Origin of the sequence: Nonomuraea roseola (assembly GCF_039535395.1) — a bacterium.
Lineage (GTDB): Bacteria > Actinomycetota > Actinomycetes > Streptosporangiales > Streptosporangiaceae > Nonomuraea > Nonomuraea roseola.
The window spans coordinates 1894919-1911586 of sequence record NZ_BAAAXC010000015.1; the positions used below are offsets into that span (position 1 = coordinate 1894919).

The following is a 16668-nucleotide window of genomic DNA, read 5'->3' on the forward strand; positions in this document are numbered from 1 at the left end:
TCCCATGTCCGAGAACCACGACGCAATCGTCACAGACCCGAAGACGGAGGGTGGAGGTGGCTGCCCGGTCGCGCACGAGCGCGCCTCCCACCCGACTCAGGGTGGCGGAAACCACCGGTGGTGGCCGGATCGGCTCAACCTGAGGATCCTCGCCAAGAACCCCGCCGTGGCCAACCCTCTCGGCGAGGAGTTCGACTACGCCGAGGCGTTCAAGACCCTCGACCTCGCGGCCGTGAAGCAGGACATCCTGGAGGTGCTGACCACCTCGCAGGACTGGTGGCCTGCCGACTTCGGCCACTACGGCCCGTTCATGATCCGGATGGCCTGGCACAGCGCGGGCACCTACCGGATCAGCGACGGCCGCGGCGGCGCGGGAGCCGGGCAGCAGCGCTTCGCCCCCCTCAACAGCTGGCCGGACAACGGCAACCTCGACAAGGCACGCCGCCTGCTGTGGCCGGTCAAGAAGAAGTACGGCCAGAAGCTCTCCTGGGCCGACCTCATGATCCTCACCGGCAACGTCGCCCTGGAGTCGATGGGCTTCAAGACCTTCGGCTTCGGCGGCGGTCGCGCGGACGTCTGGGAGCCTGACGAGGACGTCTACTGGGGCCCCGAGTCCACCTGGCTCGGCGACGAGCGCTACAGCGGCGACAGGGAGCTCGAGACCCCTCTCGCCGCGGTTCAGATGGGCCTCATCTACGTCAACCCCGAGGGCCCGAACGGCAACCCGGACCCGCTCGCCGCGGCCCGCGACATCCGTGAGACGTTCCGCCGGATGGCGATGAACGACGAGGAGACGGCCGCCCTGATCGTTGGCGGTCACACCTTCGGCAAGACCCACGGCGCGGGCCCGGCCGACCACGTCGGCGCCGACCCCGAGGCCGCCTCGATCGAGGATCAGGGCCTCGGCTGGAGGAACTCCTTCGGCACCGGCAAGGGCGGCGACACGATCACCAGCGGTCTCGAGGGTATCTGGACGAACACCCCGATCACCTGGGACAACAGCTTCCTCGAAATCCTTTATGGCTACGAGTGGGAGCTGTTCAAGAGCCCCGCGGGCGCGCACCAGTGGCGGCCGAAGGACGGCGCGGGGGCGGGCACCGTGCCCGACGCCCACGACCCGTCGAAGAGCCACGCTCCGACGATGCTGACGACCGACCTCGCGCTCCGCGTCGACCCGATCTACGAGCAGATCACGCGACGCTGGCTCGAGAACCCCGACGAGCTCGCGGACGCCTTCGCCAAGGCGTGGTTCAAGCTGACCCACCGCGACATGGGCCCGGTCGTGCGCTACCTCGGCCCTGAGGTCCCGGCAGAGACGCTGCTGTGGCAGGACCCCCTGCCCGCGGTGACGCACGAGCTCATCGACGCCGCCGACGTCGCCGTGCTCAAGGGCCAGGTTCTCGCCTCGGGCCTGTCGGTGTCCCAGCTCGTGTCCACCGCGTGGGCGTCGGCCTCGTCCTTCCGCGGCAGCGACAAGCGCGGTGGCGCCAACGGGGCGCGCATCCGCCTCGAGCCGCAGAGCGGGTGGGAGGTCAACGACCCCGACCAGCTGGCGACGGTGCTGCGCACCCTTGAGGGCATCCAGCAGTCCTTCAACGCCGCCCAGACCGGCGGCAAGCAGGTCTCGCTCGCCGACCTGATCGTGCTCGCAGGCGGTGCGGCGGTCGAGCGGGCCGCCAAGGACTCCGGCTTCGACGTCGAGGTCCCCTTCACGCCGGGCCGTGTGGACGCGTCGCAGGAGCAGACCGACGTCGAGTCGTTCGCCGCGCTCGAGCCGACCGCCGACGGGTTCCGCAACTACCTCGGCAAGGGCCACCGGCTGCCGGCCGAGTACCTGCTGCTCGACCGGGCGAACCTGCTGACCCTGAGCGCCCCCGAGCTGACGGTCCTCGTCGGCGGTCTCCGCGTCCTGGGCGCGAACCACCAGCAGTCGTCGCTCGGCGTCCTCACGACGACCCCCGGTTCTCTGACCAACGACTTCTTCGTCAACCTGCTCGACATGGGCACGACGTGGAAGGCGACGTCCGAGGACGCGAACACCTTCGAGGGTCGCGACAGCGCCACGGGCGCGGTCAAGTGGACCGGCAGCCGGGCCGACCTCGTCTTCGGGTCGAACTCCGAGCTGCGTGCCCTCGCGGAGGTCTACGCGAGCGATGACGCGAAGGAGAAGTTCGTGAACGACTTCGTCGCGGCGTGGGACAAGGTCATGAACCTCGACCGGTTCGACCTCGTCTGATCATGACGTCCAGGCCGGCCGCACCGGCCGGCCTGGACGCCCTCAGCCCGGAGGTCCGGCGCTCCGCCTGAGCGGGCCCCGGCCGCCCTGCTGCGCCCAGCCGTACGGCAGAGCGGTGCCTTGACAGGGTCGCGTCCCAGCGGAGATCGTTTCGCGGAGGACTCCCCCCTCCAGGGGATCGACGGGGAAGAGCGCCATGAAGCTGATCTTCGGTGGGTTCGTACTGGCTGCGATGGCGGGCGCGCTGTGGGCGCGAAGGCGCTACGTGGTGGTCACGGTCGAGGGGACCAGCATGGCCCCGACGCTGTCCGACGGCGATCGGGTCCTGGTGCGCAGGCGCCGCATCGACCAGGTCAGCACGGGCGATGTGGTCGTGCTCGAGCCGCCGCTCACTCCCGCGGAGATCGGACCGCCCGGCCCGGACGGCCGGCAGTGGAACATCAAGCGCGCCGTCGCGTTACCCGGAGACCCGGTGCCGCCCGGCATCCACGACAGCGTGACCCGGGTGCCCCCCGGCGCACTGGTCGTCCTGGGTGACAACACCGACAGCGTCGACTCCCGGCAGCGCGGGTTCTTCGACGCCGACCGCCTGCTCGGCGTCGCCCTGCGCCGGTTGGGCGGACCACCGCTGTAAGCCGGTATATCGTGCGTTTCCGACTTCTCGGCCCGATGCGGATCCAGGTCAACGGGTCGCCGGTCAAGATCACAGCACCCAAGCAACGGACCGTCCTGGCCATGCTGCTGGCCCGGGCCGGCCACGTCGTCCCGATCAGGTCGTTGGTGGCGGAGGTGTGGGACGAGCGGCCACCCCGCTCCGCGGTGGCGAACCTGCGCACCTACCTCATGCAGCTGCGCAAGCTGCTGCCGGACGAGGAGTGGCTGGTCACCTCGGACGTCGGCTACCTGCTGAGGGTCGGGCCTGAGGAGTTCGACCTCTTCGAGTTCGAGGCGCTGTCCGCGCGCGGCCGCCAGGCGCTGGCCAGGCGGGACCTGGGTGCCGCCGAGGAGGCCTTCACCAGGGCCCTGGCGCTGTGGGACGGGACCGCGGCGGAGGACGTGCCGCTGGGGCCCACCCTGCGCGAGGTGGTCGCCCGCCTCACCGAGCACTATCTGGGCGTGGTGGAGGAGCACGCGGACGTCCAACTCGCTCTCGGCAAGAACGCGACGGCGGCCACGCGGTTGCGCGAGGTGATCGGGCAGTACCCGCTGCGTGAGCGGCTGCACGCTCAGCTCATGGTGGCCCTGTACCGCAGTGGCGACGTGGTCGGCGCACTGGACGCGTTCGGGGCCGCCCGCCGGATCCTGGCCGACGAACTGGGCATCGACCCCGGGCCTGACCTGCGCCGGCTGCAGCAGGCGATCCTGCGCAGGGACACCGCTCTGCTGGCTCCCGACCGTGACGTCCCCGCCGTACCTGTCGATGACGGGCGTCCGCGTCCGCGTCTGCTTCCGCGGGCTCCCATGGTGTTCGTGGGCCGGTCCGCCGAGCTCGCCCACCTGCACACCGTCCTGTACGGCGGGACGGGCCCCTCGGTGGTCGCGCTGCACGGCCCCGGTGGTGCGGGCAAGTCGGCGCTCGCCCTGAAGGCGGCACACGGCGTGGCCGACCGCTATCCCGACGGTCAGCTCTACGTCGATCTCCAGGGATCCACGCCCGGCCTGCCGCCGTTGCAACCGGCCGAGGTACTCGGCCGGTTCCTGCGCGCGCTGGGGGTTCCGCCCGGCGACGTCCCTGCGGCACCGGCGGAGGCGGCCACCCACTACCAGTCGCTGCTGGCCGACCGGCGAGTCCTGATCGTCCTCGACAACGCCGTCGGCGCCGCCCAGGTAGGGCCGTTGCTGCCGGCGGGAGGCGGCTGCGCGGCGCTGGTCACCAGCCGCGCCGCGCTGACCACCGTGGACGCCGTGCCCATCGCCGTCGGCATGCTCGACGAGGCGGAGTCAGTGCGCCTGCTGGCGTTGCTGGCCAGTCAGGAGCGGGTGAGCGCCGAGGCGGAGGCGGCCGCGGAGATCGCGCGCTGGTGCGGCTACCATCCGCTGGCGCTGCGCATCGCCGGGGCTCGGCTGGCGGGCCGGCCTGACTGGTCGCTCGCCCGGTTCGGCCGGCGGCTGGGCGACCAGCAGCGGCGGCTGGACGAGCTTCAGGCGGCCGACCTGCGGGTGCGCACCTGCTTCGAGGTCGGGTACGGGACGCTGACGAGCACCGCGAAGGCGGCCTTCCGCGCGTTCGGCGTGCTGGAGGTGCCCGAGGTCGGCGTCGAGCTCGCCGCCGAGCTGGCCGACCTCGACCCGGCGACGGCGGAGGCCGCGCTCGACGAGCTGACCGAGGCACGGCTGCTCGAGCCGGTCGGCGACGGCCGGTTCCGCATGCACGACCTGCTGCGGCTCTTCGCCGCTGAGCTGGCCGTCACCCATCATGCGCCGGAGGAGCGCACGCGGGCGGTCGGACGGGCCCTGGACTGGTACCTGGACCACTGCCGCCGGCTGCAGGCGCTGTTGCAACCGCACCTGGTGCCCGTCAGCGGGGGCGCCCGCGCAACCGGTGTGGACCTGAGCGATCTCCCCACGGCGGTGCGGTGGCTGGACACGGAACTGCCGTGCCTGGTGGCGGCAGCCGTACAGGCGGCGAAAGGGAGGCAGGGCGGCTTCGCCATCGAGCTGATGGCCCTGATCAAGGCCATCGCGATGAAGAACGGCTACTGGCGGGAGCTCGAGACCATCGCGCGGCTCGCCATCGAGGTCGCGCGGCGCGACGGCGACCGCACCGTGGAGGCGTCCACGCTGGCGACGCTGGGGCTGGTGGAGTGGAAGTCCGGGCAGGCCGAGGCGGCGCACGACCTCCTGCGCAGGGCGCTCGATCTCTGGCGTGACGTGGGCGATCGCGGGGAGGAAGGGCTGGCGCTGCACAACCTCGGCTGGTTGTGCATGCAGTCAGGAGATCTCGACGCGGCCCTCGACCACATCAGCGAGGGCCTGCTGCTGCTCGAGGCGCACGGGTCGAACCGCGTCGGGCTGGTCGCGCACAACCTGGGTGAAGTCCTGCTCCGGCTGGGCCGGTACACCGAGGCGGTGGACCGCTTCGAACGGTGCCTGTCCATCCGGCGGGCCGATCGCGACCTCTACGGCGAGAGCATCACGCTGGCCGCGCTCGGCCGCTCCCACTGCCTGCTCGACCAGCGGGAGAAGGCTCTGGTGGTGCTGGCGGAGGCGCTGGCCCGCTGCGAGGAGACCGGCAACAGGGAGGACCAGTGGGAGGTTCTGCTCAGCAGGTCCGAAATCCGTCTGCGGCAGGGTGATCCGGCCGCGGCCGCGGCCGACCTGGCCCGCGTCCTGGAGCTGACGGCCAAGATCGGCGATGCGTACGGCCACGCCGCCGGCATCCGCCAGCTCGCCAGGGCAAGGGCGGCCCTCGGCGATCCGCGCGCCGCGGCTGACGCAGGCAAGGCCGAGCGACTCTTCGCCGATCTCGCGACGCGGCGCGATCCGGTGCTGGAAAGGCTGCTCACCGCCCGGCTGTAGCGCGGCTGTATCAGGCGCTGTATGCCCCCCGCATAGGTTTCGGCTGACCGCATCGCAATGAAAGGAGCGAATCCATGACTGCTGTTCTTGGCAGGCTCGGCGACCGGATTCTCGACAAGCTGGTGCCCAAGGCGTCCGCGAAGGCGGCCGCCGAGTGGTACGTCCACTGCTACTGCAGGGAGCGCTCCGACTACCGCAAGATCTGCACCACCGCAGGTGGCGTGACCCGCTGTGGGTCCTGCTACGCGTTCAGAATCTGCGGGGGCTAGGTAGGCACGCAGGTCTGGCGGCGGTGCCCGCCGCCAGACCCGGCGCGAGGTGAAGACTGTGCTGTATCTCATGATCGCGTGTCGAGTCCTGCTGGCCGCCGTCTTCGCGATCGCGTTCGCGGGGAAGGTCCGTGGCCGCGCGGCGTTCGACGAGTTCGTGGCCTCCATCGTGGTTCTCGAGGTCCTCCCCCGACGCGTGTCCGTGGCGGCCGCGCACGCGCTGCTGGCCGCCGAGGCCGCGGCGGTCCTGCTGCTGGCGCTGCCGTGGACCGTACCGCTGGGGTTCGTGGCAGCTGTGGGGACGCTCGCCGTCCTGACCGGCGGCATCCTGGCCGCCCTGCGCCGAGGACGGCAGGCGCCGTGCCGGTGCTTCGGCGCTTCCGTCACACCGCTCGGCCGGGTGCACGTGGTGCGCAACCTCGTCCTGGTCACCCTCGGCGGCGTCGGGCTCATCGCCTGGGTCACCGCCGGCGCGTCCACGCCACATCCGGCCGGTGTCGTCCTCGCACTCGTCGCGGCCGGCGTGGGCGCCCTGCTCGTGGTGCGCCTCGACGACCTGATGGAGCTGTTCACCGTCTGAAGTGAGGTTGCCTGATGCCCTTCCTGGTTGCCGCTGTCGTGTTCGTCGGCCTCCTGTGCCTGTTCAACCTGGTGCTCAGTCTGGGGGTGCTGCGCCGGCTGCGCGAGCACACCGCTGAGCTCGCGCGCCTCAACGAACGCTCGATGTTCATGCCGTACGACCCCGCCGTGCTGGTCGGTCGCGCGCTGCCCGAGGCCGCGGCGGGCGCGCGGCTGGTGGGCTTCTTCGACGTCGGCTGCAGCACGTGTCACGAGCGCGCACCGCAGTTCGCCGAGGCGGCAGGGAAGCAGCCTGCCCTGGCGGTCATCACCGGCGACGGCGCGAAGGTCGACGACCTCGTCGCCATGGTCGGCGGCGTGTCGAGCGTGATCACGGGCGAGGAGGCGGCACGCCTCACGCACGACCTCGGCGTGGAGGCCTTCCCCACCTTCCTCTGGGCCGACCAGGAGGGCACGGTCGCCGCCGCGCACACGGAGCTGTCCGAACTGCCCGTCGTGGCGACGGCCAGATGACCTCGGGCCGCCTGCGACGGGCCGCCACCCTGGGGCTCCTGTGCTGGCAGGCGGGACCTGTGCTGGCGGTGTCCCAACTGGTGGTCACCGTCGTGGCCGGGCTGCTGCCCACGGGCACCGTGTGGGTGACGAAGCTGCTCATCGACGGGCTGGCGGCGGGTCTCGTGGACCGGGTGCTGGGGCCGGTCGTCGGCCTCGTCGCGCTCGGGCTTGCCGCCGGGGTGCTGCCCCACGTCACGGGATACCTGCGGGCCGAGTCGGATCGCAGGCTTGACCTGCTGCTGCAGGACCGCCTCTACACGAGGGTGAACGGGTTCCAGGGGCTGTCACGGTTCGAGGACCCGGCCTTCCTCGACGAGCTGCGGATGGCCACGCAGGCCACGGGCGGCGCGATGGGCCCGATCACCTCGGGCCTGTTCGACCTCTGCCGCAACGTCATCACCCTGGCCGGGCTCCTCGGCGCGCTGGCCGTACTGAGCCCTCTGATGGCAGGGCTGGTGGCCGTCGCGGCGCTGCCCACCCTCGCCGCCAGGATGTCCCTGGAGAAGCGGCGGACCAGGATGATCGCCGGGCAGTCGGCGGCGGCCAGGCGGCAGATCTTCTACTCCTCGCTGATCACCGACGTGGAGGCCGCCAAGGAGGTACGGCTCTTCGGGCTCGGCGACTTCCTCAGGCGCAGGGTCATCGGCGAGCTCAGCACGATGCAGGCGGCCGAGCGGCGGCTGGACCGGCGGGAGGCGCTCACTCAGTCGGCGCTGGCCGGCCTGTCCGCCGTGGTCAGCGGCGCGGGGTTGGTCTGGGCGGTGTACTCCGCCCTGGCAGGGCGGCTGACGCTGGGCGACGTCACGGCCTTCGCCGCCGCCGTGGCAGGCACCCAGGCCGCCCTGATCGCGACCGTGGAGAACGCGGCCAACGCGAGCCACGCGCTGCTCCTGTTCGACCACCACGAGCGGGTGATGTCGCTCTCCGACGACCTCTCACCACCGCGCAGGCCGTCCCTGCTGCCGGCCCTGCGGCGCGGCATCGAACTGCGCGACGTGTGGTTCCGGTACGACGAGAGCCATCCCTGGGTGCTGCGCGGCGTCGACCTGACGATCCCCCACGGCGCGTCGGTCGCGCTCGTGGGGCTCAACGGAGCCGGCAAGAGCACGCTGATCAAACTGCTGTGCCGCTTCTACGATCCGTCCCGCGGGACGATCCTCTGGGACGGCGTGGACATCCGCGACGTACCGCCGGCCGAGCTGCGCGCCAGGATGGGCGTGCTCTTCCAGGACTACATGAGCTACGACCTCACCGCGGCGGAGAACATCGGCGTCGGCGAACTCGAGGCGATGTCCGACCGGACCAGGATCCAGGCCGCCGCCGAGATGTCCGGCGCCGACCAGATCGTGCGGGCCCTGCCCCAGGGGTACGACACGATGCTGAGCCGGATCTTCTTCGGACCGGAGGACGACGCGGGAGTGGTGCTCTCCGGCGGCCAGTGGCAGCGGCTGGCCCTGGCCCGCGCGCTGGTGCGCGGGCAACGCGACCTGCTCATCCTCGACGAACCCAGCTCGGGGCTCGACGCGGAGGCCGAGTACGAGGTGCACAGGCGGCTGCGCGAGCACCGGGCGGGACGCACCAGCCTGCTCGTCTCGCACCGGCTCGGCGCGGTCAGGGACGCCGACCTCATCGTGGTGCTCGGCGAAGGGAGGATCGCCGAGCAGGGTACCCACGACGACCTCATCGCGGCGCGCAGCGGCTACGCCCGGCTGTTCGAAACCCAGGCCAGCGGCTACCGCGTCGAGGCCTAGCAGTCCCCGCGTCCCTTCGGGGAGCAGGTCGTCATGCCGTGCCGTTGGCGGCGCACCAGTCGGCCCACGTGGTGGTGCCCTTGCCCAGCTGCTTGTTGTAGAAGGAGGTCCAGGAGTTCTCGCTCGGGCCAGGCGCGGTGGGAGCGGCCTTGTAGAGCGGGTGGGCGGCGTCGACCTCCGCGCGCAGCCACGGCTCGATGTCAAGGTAGGACGGCAGCGACCAGCTGCGGGCGTGGTAGGTGAGCTGCCCGCGCACGCCGGTCTCCGGCAGGCACATGAACGGCGCCCACGGGCTCGTCCTGGACCAGCTGATCTTGGTCTTCATCGCGCCCCTGGGGACGGTGCCCGCGATCGTGCGGGCCGCGACCTCGCGGTCGTCGACGTAGAAGTCGAACATCTCCTGGGCCGCGTAGACGCCGTTCACCAGGCCGAACGACTCGCCCAGCGTGAGCCCGAAGTTGGTGCGAACCGGGATGTCGCTGGTCCACACGGTCTCGTCATGCATCTGCCGCAGGGGCGGGCCCGCGTAGGAGGGCGTGACGTTGAACGGGCCGAAGTTCACCGTGTCGTTGTTGATGGGCACCACGGGATAGGTCCGGAGGTCGATCGGGTTCTTCCACTCCCGCACGATCTTCGTGGGGTCGGCGGGGTCGGTGTAGAAGACGATCTCGCGGGAGAGCTGGTAGAGCTGCGTGGTGCCGGGTACCCGGTACAGCCGCCGGATGTTGTAGCCCTCGATGTTGAACAGCTTCTGGCCATGGCGCAGCTGCGGGTCGTGAGCGTTGCCCTCGATGTTGGCGTAGACGGCTCCCGAGATCCTGAAGACCATGTCCCGCCCGTCAGGACGCCCGTTGGTCTGCAATGACAGCAGCCCGCTCTTGTCCGTCACCGTGCGGTAGACCGGCCCAGGGGCTGTCGGATCATCCACCTCCTCGCCCGCCGCCGCACCGGGAACGGCGACGCAGACCAACAGGGCGGTGAGGGCTGCGGACAAGGTGAAAGCACGGCGCTTGAACAAGAGTGCTCCTGCGATACAGAGGGGTGACAGGGACAAATGTGATCATTTCAGCTCACGGGACCCACCCTCAACCAAACCTGGCGTCAACGACACAGTCATCCGAGCCCTTCACTTTCGTGATCAGTCTGCGCTTCCCGGAGACAAGGAACCTTGCGACAATTCCGCGACAGAACGCGCGGGTACGGGAGGCCGGGGTGTCGAACAGGGTGCTGACCCACGCGTTCCACGTGGACGTCGCCCCGGAGAAGGTGTTCGAGCACCTCACCGCTCCGGAGAGTTACATCGGCCTGTCTCCTCTCGTGGTCGCCGTCAGAGAGGTGGACCGCTCGGAGCCTGGCGTGATCCGGTACACAGCCGTCGAACGCTTCCGATTCCTCTGGATCTTCACGCACGACAACCCGATCAACGTGGCCCTCCACACCGACGGTCTGTCCGTCCACGGCGAGGTGCGAAGCCCTGGACGCATCCGCATGGCCTACCGCTTCGACCTCGAGCCTGAAGGCGCCGGCACACGGGTGAGCGACAGGCTCGACCTGACGGCACCGTGGCTCCTGGCCGGGTTCGCCGCAGGCCAGGCGCGCAAGGTCCAGCTCGCCCGCGCTCGGATCCTGGCCGAACGGCTGTCTCACCACCCATGAGCCGCCGCTGGCCCCCGACGTCACTGGCGTAGGCGGTCGATCGCCGGGTCCGCGAGCTGTGGATGGACAGCCGGGAACGAGCCGTCACCGAACAGGATCCGCGCCGCCAGGGCACGACCGGCACGGCTGCGCAGCATGGTCACCGCCGCCTCTGCCAAGGCGGGTGATCGAATGCCGGCGAACACGCGGCGCAGCAACAGCCGGCCTCGGAACCGGGTCCGCAACGCGTTCCCGTCGTACTGGCGCAACATCCGCGGATCGCCGGTACGCAGGTAGCCGGCGGCGACCGCCGCGGCCCAATCGGACATGCGGAAGCAGGGGTCCAACCCACCGGCCGTCAGCGGCGACACCGCGCCCGCCGCGTCTCCGACGAGCAGCCCGGCGGGGCAGGCCAACCGTCGCAGCACACCGCCGACCGGGATCGGACCACCTCGACGCTCGACCGGACCTGCCGGCGCCGCGCGGCCGGGCGCGTCCGCGGCGAAATCGTCCAGCAGGTGACGGATGCCGCTGCGCATCGCGTCCGGATAGCCTGCGACGCCGACGTGCGCATGCCGGCCGTCGTCGATGACCCACCCCAGGTACCCAGGAGCGACCCGGGGGTCCAGCACGCAGTGGAACGCCGGGGTGGTCGTGCCCGACGCGATGGGATGGACGATCTCGGCACCGACGAGGAAGCGCCGGTTGACATCAAGACCGAGATCGCGGGCCACCCTGGAGCGGGCGCCGTCCGCGCCGACGACGAACCGGGCCCTCACCGGTTCCGCACCCGCGAACCGTACAAGACCCTTCGACGCGCCGACGTACCGTACGCCCAGGAGGACCTGCGCCCCGGCCGACTCCGCCGCGCGGTGCGCGTGCTCGTAAACGGCCGCCATGTCGGCCACGCGGTACTCGTCCCGGTCGCTGGTGAGCCGGATCGGCGCCCGCCGCGACGGCGGATACAGCAGCACGTCCCGCACACCAGGCCCGAGCAGATGGTCCGGCAGGTCGAAGTCGTCCAGGGTGCGACGCACGAAGATCCCGGTCGTGCGGATGCCCGCCGACAGCGACCTGCGGCGGTCGACCACCATCACCTTCAGATGCCGTCGCGCCAGCAGGCGGGCTGTGCGCAGACCGGCCAGGCCCGCACCCACGACCAGTACATCCACTGTCTGCATATCCTGCGACGATAGGAGCGATGCCGCACCCAGGCGACCGTTTGCACGCGACCCGCACAGTACCTCCCCACCGTCGCCACAACAGGAGCGCACCAGGCTCAGGCGGCGGGCCGGCCGTGACACGCGCGCAACCCGCCTGACCTGCACGGAGGCGTCAGCGAGTAGTGATCTCGAGATAGGGGACGGTCTCGGAGGAGAGGCCGCCGACGGCCACGCCTACTCCAGCGCTCTCGGCCAACCCCACGCTGGCCGGTCCGCCCAGCTTCGGCTTGAGGTAGCTGGTGAGATCCAGCTTCACCCAACTGCCGGCCTCATCCACCGGCGGGAACTCGCCGAGTTTGTTGCTCAGCGGCGGGCGGGTGTCGAAGGTGACCCTGGAGGTCCAGTCGTTCCCCATGGCGTACGCGATAGCCCTCCCCTGGACGTCTCCGCTGTCGTTGACGTGCATGTGGGCGTGCAGCACGATGGAGGCGATCCGGGCAGGCTTGACCTTGACGGCGCCGAGGTCGAAGCGGAAGTAGGTCTCGCGGTAGTAGCCCGGGTTACCGGTCTTGACCTTGCATTTCATGCAGGCGGGGAACGCGTCGCCGGAGTAGCCGCCTGCCCGGACCATATTGGTCATCGTGGCGGGCACGCGCAGCCTCCGGGGACCCGCCTTCGGCGAGGGGGAAGGGGTGGGTGTCGCCGAGGCCGCGATGCTGAGGGGGAGGGCGGCGACCCGCGACGCGCCGTTCATGGTCACCTTGACGGTGATGCGGACCCGACCGGCGGCAAGCACGGTGACCTGGCCGTCGGGGCTGACGGTGGCCACGCGGGGATCGGCGCTGTGAAAGTCGAAGGCGGCTTTCGACAGGCTGGCCGCGCGCCCGTTGGACAGACGGCCGGTCACCTTCAGCTGGAGAGTCTGACCCGGAGTCTGGGCTTTGGCGTCCGTTGTCACGAACACCTTGGTGAGGGTGGGCTTCTTGGACGGCGCCGAGGGTTCAGCCGAACTCGTCGAGGGGGTGACAGGCTCGCGCTCGGTGGCCACGGGCTGCGGGGAAGTGGTGGTGGCGAGCACCGCCTTCGCGGCGGGTCCGCCGGTCAGGTTGACCGCGGCAACGGTGGCGACCACCGCGGTGAGCGCCGCAGCCGTCGCGAGAATCCATCGGCGGGACGTGCGACGTGCGCCGGTGGGCGCCGTCACGGCAGGCCCAGTGCGAAGGGGAGGGACCGCTGCCGGTGCCGGGGGTGGGACGGCGGCGGGAAGTGGTGCCGGAACGGCGGTCGCCGGTTCGGTCACCGGGAGCCCGAGAGCCCGCTGCACCTTCTGTAACTCTTCGACGAAGGCCCAGGCGTTCTGTGGCCGCGCGTCCGGCTCCTTGGACATCGCCCGCTCAACGAGGGCGCGCAGCGGAGCGGGGACGCTGTGCTCCGGCAGCGGGGGCAGCGGCTGCCTGAGCACCCTGAGCAGCAACGGGGCGACCCCGACATCGGCGGCGTCATAGTAGGCGGGACGCCCGGTCAGCAGCTGGTAGAGAGTCGACCCGAGCGCGTAGACGTCGGAGACGACGTTCTGGGGTAAGCCGTTGAGCACCTCAGGAGCGGCGTGATGCGGAGTGAAGATGAGCGTGTTGGACGACAACTGTCCGACGTCCAGCATGCGTGCCACGCCGAAGTCGGCCAGCGCCGGCTCGCCGTACTTGGACACGAGGATGTTCTGCGGCTTGATGTCGCCGTGGAAGACACCGGCATCATGCACGGCCGCCAGCGCGGCGGCGACCTTCACGCCGATCCGCAGCGCCTCGTTCGCTGGGAGCGCTCCTGCCGCGCGCAGCTGGGTGTAGAGACTCCCACCTTCCTGAAAGTCCATGACGATGTACGGCCGGCCGTTGGTGGTCGTGCCGGTGTCCAGCGCCGCCACGATGTTGGGGTGGTCGCTCAGCCGACCCATGACCTCCAGTTCCCGCCGGAAGTTGCGCAGCGCACGCTCGTCCAGGTCCGCCACCGAAAGAATCTTCACGGCGACGACGCGGCCGACCCGCTCGTGCAGGGCGCGGTAAACCACCGCGAAACCACCCTGGCCCACAGGTTCGATGAGCCGGTAACCGGGAATGTGGTCCCGAAGATCCCCCAGTGTCACCCGACAGATACTGGCATATCGGGAAATCTTTGTCAGGGATCCAGGAGCTCCAGGCGACCCCAACGAATCGGACGCGGACCATGGCTGTGAGGAGCGCCCGGATTCGCGCCGAAGAATGATCGTGGACGCGATCAAGGGTGAGCGTTGCATCCGCGGCTACCTCCGCACCAAGGAGCACTACCGCAGCTCTTCGAGTGGCACCAGTGGCTGGAGAGCGCGCTCTACTGGATCGCCGTCCAACCCCTCAACGGAGAGATCACGGTGGACGATTTCCACGAGCGACTGAACGGGGACCGCGATCCCGAGCATCGCACCCTGGAGCGCTCCGGGGAGAAGGGCGCCGAGGAGTGCCGGCCTGCATTCCTCGCCTTCGGGGACGGAATGGAGATCAGATCAATGGAGCAGCCGCTCACGAAGTCCACGTAGGGCCAATATCTCGCCATTCCATGACCAAATGGGGCGAATCCCACCCAGCGAACTGGTCAACGCGCAGGTAGCAAGTTATCTCTGGCGCCACCGTCAGTAAGCAACGACAACCCCCCGGCACCTCGTGGCGAGACGGCCTTTGGTGGTCAGCGCGCGGGCGGTGCCGGCCGCGACCGGCCGAAGATCCGCAGCGCGGTCAGCGACCGCCCAGCGTAGGACGCCGGCAGCGGCACGCTGTTTTCACGGTCATATCCAAGGAGAGGGCGGGATACCCTGCCTGCGGTGCCTCGAACCACGTGACCGGAGGAGTCGATGCTGGGATGACGGCAGGGCGACCGATGCCCACACAGGACGACGTGCTCGGGTACTTCAACACGCTGTCGAACTGGGGACGGTGGGGCGACGACGACGAGCTCGGCACTCTGAACCACATCACCGACGACGTCCGGCTGGCGGCGGCGCGAGCCGTGCGCCACGGCAGGAGCGTGTCGTGCGCATGGGAGGTTGCCGTACCGGAAGACATGGAGCGGTCGACGACGACGTGCCCGTGCGCCGCCGACATGCCGGGTGCCGAGGACATGCCGGTGCCCGGATTCCGCAACGACCGGCGCTGGGGCTTTTCGTCCGAGCGGCTCGGCGTCACGTTCCACGGCAACACCCTCACCCACCTCGACTCGCCGTGCCACATCTTCTGGGACGGCACGATGTACAACGGGCGGTCGCACTCGCTGGTCGACGCCGCAACGGGATCGGCGTGGGCGTCCGTCACGGCGGCGGCGAACGGGATCATCACGCGTGGTGTCCTGCTGGACATTGCGAGCGTGCGGGATGTGCCGTGGTTGGAACCGGGGCAGGGTGTGTTTCCCGACGATCTCGAGGAGGCCGAGCGTCGCCAGGGTGTGCGGGTGCGATCCGGCGATGCGGTACTCCTGCGGACCGGCTATGGCCGCGTCCGGCACGAGACCGGTGCGGTCAGCGGTTTCACGCAGGCCGGGTGGCACGCGTCCTGCCTGCCGTGGCTGCATGAACGGGAGGTCGCGCTGATCGGCGCTGACACCCCCCAGGACGTTCAGCCATCGGGGTACGAAGGCGTGTTGATGCCGGTTCACGCCGTGAGCCTCGTCGCCATGGGTCTGTGGATGCTCGACAACTGCGACCTGGAGGCGTGCGCGACGACGGCTGCCGAGCTCGGCCAGTGGGACTTCCACCTCGCAGTCGCGCCGGTCCGCTTCGCCGGTACGTCCGGCAGCCCGGTCAACCCGATCGCCACATTCTGACCGCGGTTCACGAGGAGGTGCGACGCCATGAATTAGCAAGGGGCTTCACTCGTGTCTGCCCATCGAGTCCGCCAGGACGCCGACAAGCTCAAGCTCGGCGAGAACTGGAAGGGAAAGGACACGTCATCCATGAGCAAGCGGCGACGGCCGCCGACGTGTTCGCGGACGCGTCAAGAACGCCGCCTGAAGATCCATGCCAGGTACGAGGGTGCTCCCAGCTCGGGAGGGCCCTCTTTCCTATTCTCCGGGCCACGCGGCGAGGATCTCGATACCGATCACCCGGCCGCTCTCGTCCAGGTCGAAGTTGACCATCGGGCTGTCCACCGGGACCGTCCGCGCCACGCCACCGGGCGCGATCGGACCCCGCAGATAGACGTACGCGGCCTCCGCCTCGGGGTCGTAGGTCCAGGTGCCCGGATGCTCTTCCAGGGTCACAGAGTCTCCTGTTAGCAAGATCTCAAGATGGTCCTGACAAATGAAAAGCCCCTGAACAGATCTTCCCTGTTCAGGGGCTTCTCGCAACAGAGCCGACGTGGGGAATCGAACCCCAAACCTTCTGTTTACAAGGTCCACAAACGATCATCAGGATCGTTCAGGTTCGTTCGCCCCGCTGGTCGCCGGACGCCCGACCGTCCAGATCAGTTCGGCTCAGTTCGTGATCGTCCGTTCGGGTGGCTCCCAAGATGGCTCCCAGGCCATGAGGAGGCAATGAGCCTGAGCCCTGTTGATGCGAACTGACATCAGTCGAGAACGCCTCAATGAAATACGTAACCCCTGCTACCGGCGGCCCGTAGCCCAGAATCGCGCTCACCTCCGGCCATATTGCGGAAGTGATGGGGTAGCAGCCGGCCTCCATCCACTCGTCGTCGCCTCGCTCGAAGAGATCTCGGATCAGCTTGATCTGTTCGCGCGTGATGGGTTGATCGGCATGGTGTGAGCCATCCGAGTCGTGGTAGCTCGCCAGCGCCCATCGGGTACCGCAACCAGCTTCGGACCTCATCGGCTGATGGTAGGGGAATCTGCAGTTATGTGGCCACGGCGGGAGGTCACGGGAAGAGGCTGGATCACCAGTGAGGAAGATTTCGGTACACAGCTCGCCGAACTGCTGCGGTGCAGGT

The 16668-nt window shown here is 69.7% G+C and carries 15 protein-coding genes; 10 read left to right on the plus strand and 5 right to left on the minus strand.

What is annotated here, in order from left to right:
* Nucleotides 1-4: 4 nt before the first annotated feature.
* The 7 genes from katG to ABFX55_RS31990 all read left to right on the plus strand — a co-directional run bounded on the left by katG (nt 5) and on the right by ABFX55_RS31990 (nt 8909).
* Nucleotides 5-2236, plus strand: coding sequence for a catalase/peroxidase HPI (gene katG, locus ABFX55_RS31960; protein WP_346126388.1), 2232 nt, complete (start codon nt 5-7; stop codon nt 2234-2236).
* A 196-nt stretch (nt 2237-2432) separates the two neighbouring features.
* Nucleotides 2433-2870: a S26 family signal peptidase gene (locus ABFX55_RS31965; protein ID WP_346126389.1), complete on the plus strand. Its 438-nt coding sequence runs from the start codon at nt 2433-2435 to the stop codon at nt 2868-2870.
* A gap of 11 nt (nt 2871-2881) precedes the next feature.
* Nucleotides 2882-5755: an AfsR/SARP family transcriptional regulator gene (locus ABFX55_RS31970; protein WP_346126390.1), complete on the plus strand. Its 2874-nt coding sequence runs from the start codon at nt 2882-2884 to the stop codon at nt 5753-5755.
* Nucleotides 5756-5829: 74 nt separating this feature from the next.
* On the plus strand, nt 5830-6024 hold the full coding sequence (locus ABFX55_RS31975; RefSeq protein WP_346126391.1) for a hypothetical protein: 195 nt from the start codon (nt 5830-5832) through the stop codon (nt 6022-6024).
* A gap of 70 nt (nt 6025-6094) precedes the next feature.
* The gene (locus tag ABFX55_RS31980) at nt 6095-6604 is read left to right on the plus strand and encodes a MauE/DoxX family redox-associated membrane protein (RefSeq protein WP_346126392.1); all 510 of its coding nucleotides are present in this window, start codon (nt 6095-6097) and stop codon (nt 6602-6604) included.
* Between the two features lie 14 nt (nt 6605-6618).
* A complete protein-coding gene (locus ABFX55_RS31985; RefSeq protein WP_346126393.1) occupies nt 6619-7116 on the plus strand; it encodes a TlpA family protein disulfide reductase in 498 nt (165 codons plus the stop codon).
* Nucleotides 7113-8909 (plus strand): ABC transporter ATP-binding protein, encoded by a 1797-nt coding sequence (locus ABFX55_RS31990; RefSeq protein ID WP_346126394.1) that lies wholly within the window; start codon nt 7113-7115, stop codon nt 8907-8909. The genes ABFX55_RS31985 and ABFX55_RS31990 overlap by 4 nt, the downstream gene beginning before the upstream one ends.
* 31 nt (nt 8910-8940) lie before the next feature.
* Here the strand turns inward: ABFX55_RS31990 and ABFX55_RS31995 are convergent, their stop codons facing one another.
* Complete coding sequence (locus ABFX55_RS31995; RefSeq protein ID WP_346126395.1) at nt 8941-9927, minus strand: DUF1838 family protein; 987 nt, start codon at nt 9925-9927, stop codon at nt 8941-8943.
* A 194-nt stretch (nt 9928-10121) separates the two neighbouring features.
* Between ABFX55_RS31995 and ABFX55_RS32000 the strand changes: the two genes are divergently transcribed.
* Nucleotides 10122-10565, plus strand: coding sequence for an SRPBCC family protein (locus ABFX55_RS32000; protein WP_346126396.1), 444 nt, complete (start codon nt 10122-10124; stop codon nt 10563-10565).
* Between the two features lie 20 nt (nt 10566-10585).
* On the opposite strand, the gene ABFX55_RS32005 is transcribed toward ABFX55_RS32000, so the two are convergent.
* Nucleotides 10586-11725: an FAD-dependent oxidoreductase gene (locus tag ABFX55_RS32005; protein WP_346126397.1), complete on the minus strand. Its 1140-nt coding sequence runs from the start codon at nt 11723-11725 to the stop codon at nt 10586-10588.
* Nucleotides 11726-11879: 154 nt separating this feature from the next.
* A complete protein-coding gene (locus ABFX55_RS32010; protein ID WP_346126398.1) occupies nt 11880-13982 on the minus strand; it encodes a protein kinase domain-containing protein in 2103 nt (700 codons plus the stop codon).
* Between the two features lie 9 nt (nt 13983-13991).
* Here ABFX55_RS32010 and ABFX55_RS32015 point away from each other — a divergent pair, with 9 nt between their 5' ends.
* Nucleotides 13992-14273, plus strand: coding sequence for a hypothetical protein (locus ABFX55_RS32015; RefSeq protein ID WP_346126399.1), 282 nt, complete (start codon nt 13992-13994; stop codon nt 14271-14273).
* A gap of 338 nt (nt 14274-14611) precedes the next feature.
* Nucleotides 14612-15550: a cyclase family protein gene (locus ABFX55_RS32020; protein ID WP_346126400.1), complete on the plus strand. Its 939-nt coding sequence runs from the start codon at nt 14612-14614 to the stop codon at nt 15548-15550.
* Nucleotides 15551-15787: 237 nt separating this feature from the next.
* Here ABFX55_RS32020 and ABFX55_RS32025 read toward each other — a convergent pair whose 3' ends face one another.
* Together ABFX55_RS32025 and ABFX55_RS32030 are read right to left on the minus strand one after the other, a co-directional pair.
* Nucleotides 15788-15985 (minus strand): DUF2283 domain-containing protein, encoded by a 198-nt coding sequence (locus ABFX55_RS32025; RefSeq protein ID WP_346126401.1) that lies wholly within the window; start codon nt 15983-15985, stop codon nt 15788-15790.
* Between the two features lie 157 nt (nt 15986-16142).
* Nucleotides 16143-16550: a hypothetical protein gene (locus tag ABFX55_RS32030; RefSeq protein ID WP_346126402.1), complete on the minus strand. Its 408-nt coding sequence runs from the start codon at nt 16548-16550 to the stop codon at nt 16143-16145.
* Between the last annotated feature and the right edge of the window lie 118 nt (nt 16551-16668).

Excerpts from the sequence above, each read along its gene's own strand:
- ABFX55_RS32030 (WP_346126402.1), bottom strand. The coding sequence starts at position 16,550 with ATGAGGTCCGAAGCTGGTTGCGGTACCCGATGGGCGCTGGCGAGCTAC.
- ABFX55_RS32020 (WP_346126400.1), top strand. The coding sequence starts at position 14,612 with ATGCCCACACAGGACGACGTGCTCGGGTACTTCAACACGCTGTCGAAC.
- ABFX55_RS31990 (WP_346126394.1), top strand. The coding sequence starts at position 7,113 with ATGACCTCGGGCCGCCTGCGACGGGCCGCCACCCTGGGGCTCCTGTGC.
- katG (WP_346126388.1), top strand. The coding sequence starts at position 5 with ATGTCCGAGAACCACGACGCAATCGTCACAGACCCGAAGACGGAGGGT.
- ABFX55_RS31965 (WP_346126389.1), top strand. The coding sequence starts at position 2,433 with ATGAAGCTGATCTTCGGTGGGTTCGTACTGGCTGCGATGGCGGGCGCG.
- ABFX55_RS31980 (WP_346126392.1), top strand. The coding sequence starts at position 6,095 with ATGATCGCGTGTCGAGTCCTGCTGGCCGCCGTCTTCGCGATCGCGTTC.
- ABFX55_RS31975 (WP_346126391.1), top strand. The coding sequence starts at position 5,830 with ATGACTGCTGTTCTTGGCAGGCTCGGCGACCGGATTCTCGACAAGCTG.
- ABFX55_RS32005 (WP_346126397.1), bottom strand. The coding sequence starts at position 11,725 with ATGCAGACAGTGGATGTACTGGTCGTGGGTGCGGGCCTGGCCGGTCTG.
- ABFX55_RS31985 (WP_346126393.1), top strand. The coding sequence starts at position 6,619 with ATGCCCTTCCTGGTTGCCGCTGTCGTGTTCGTCGGCCTCCTGTGCCTG.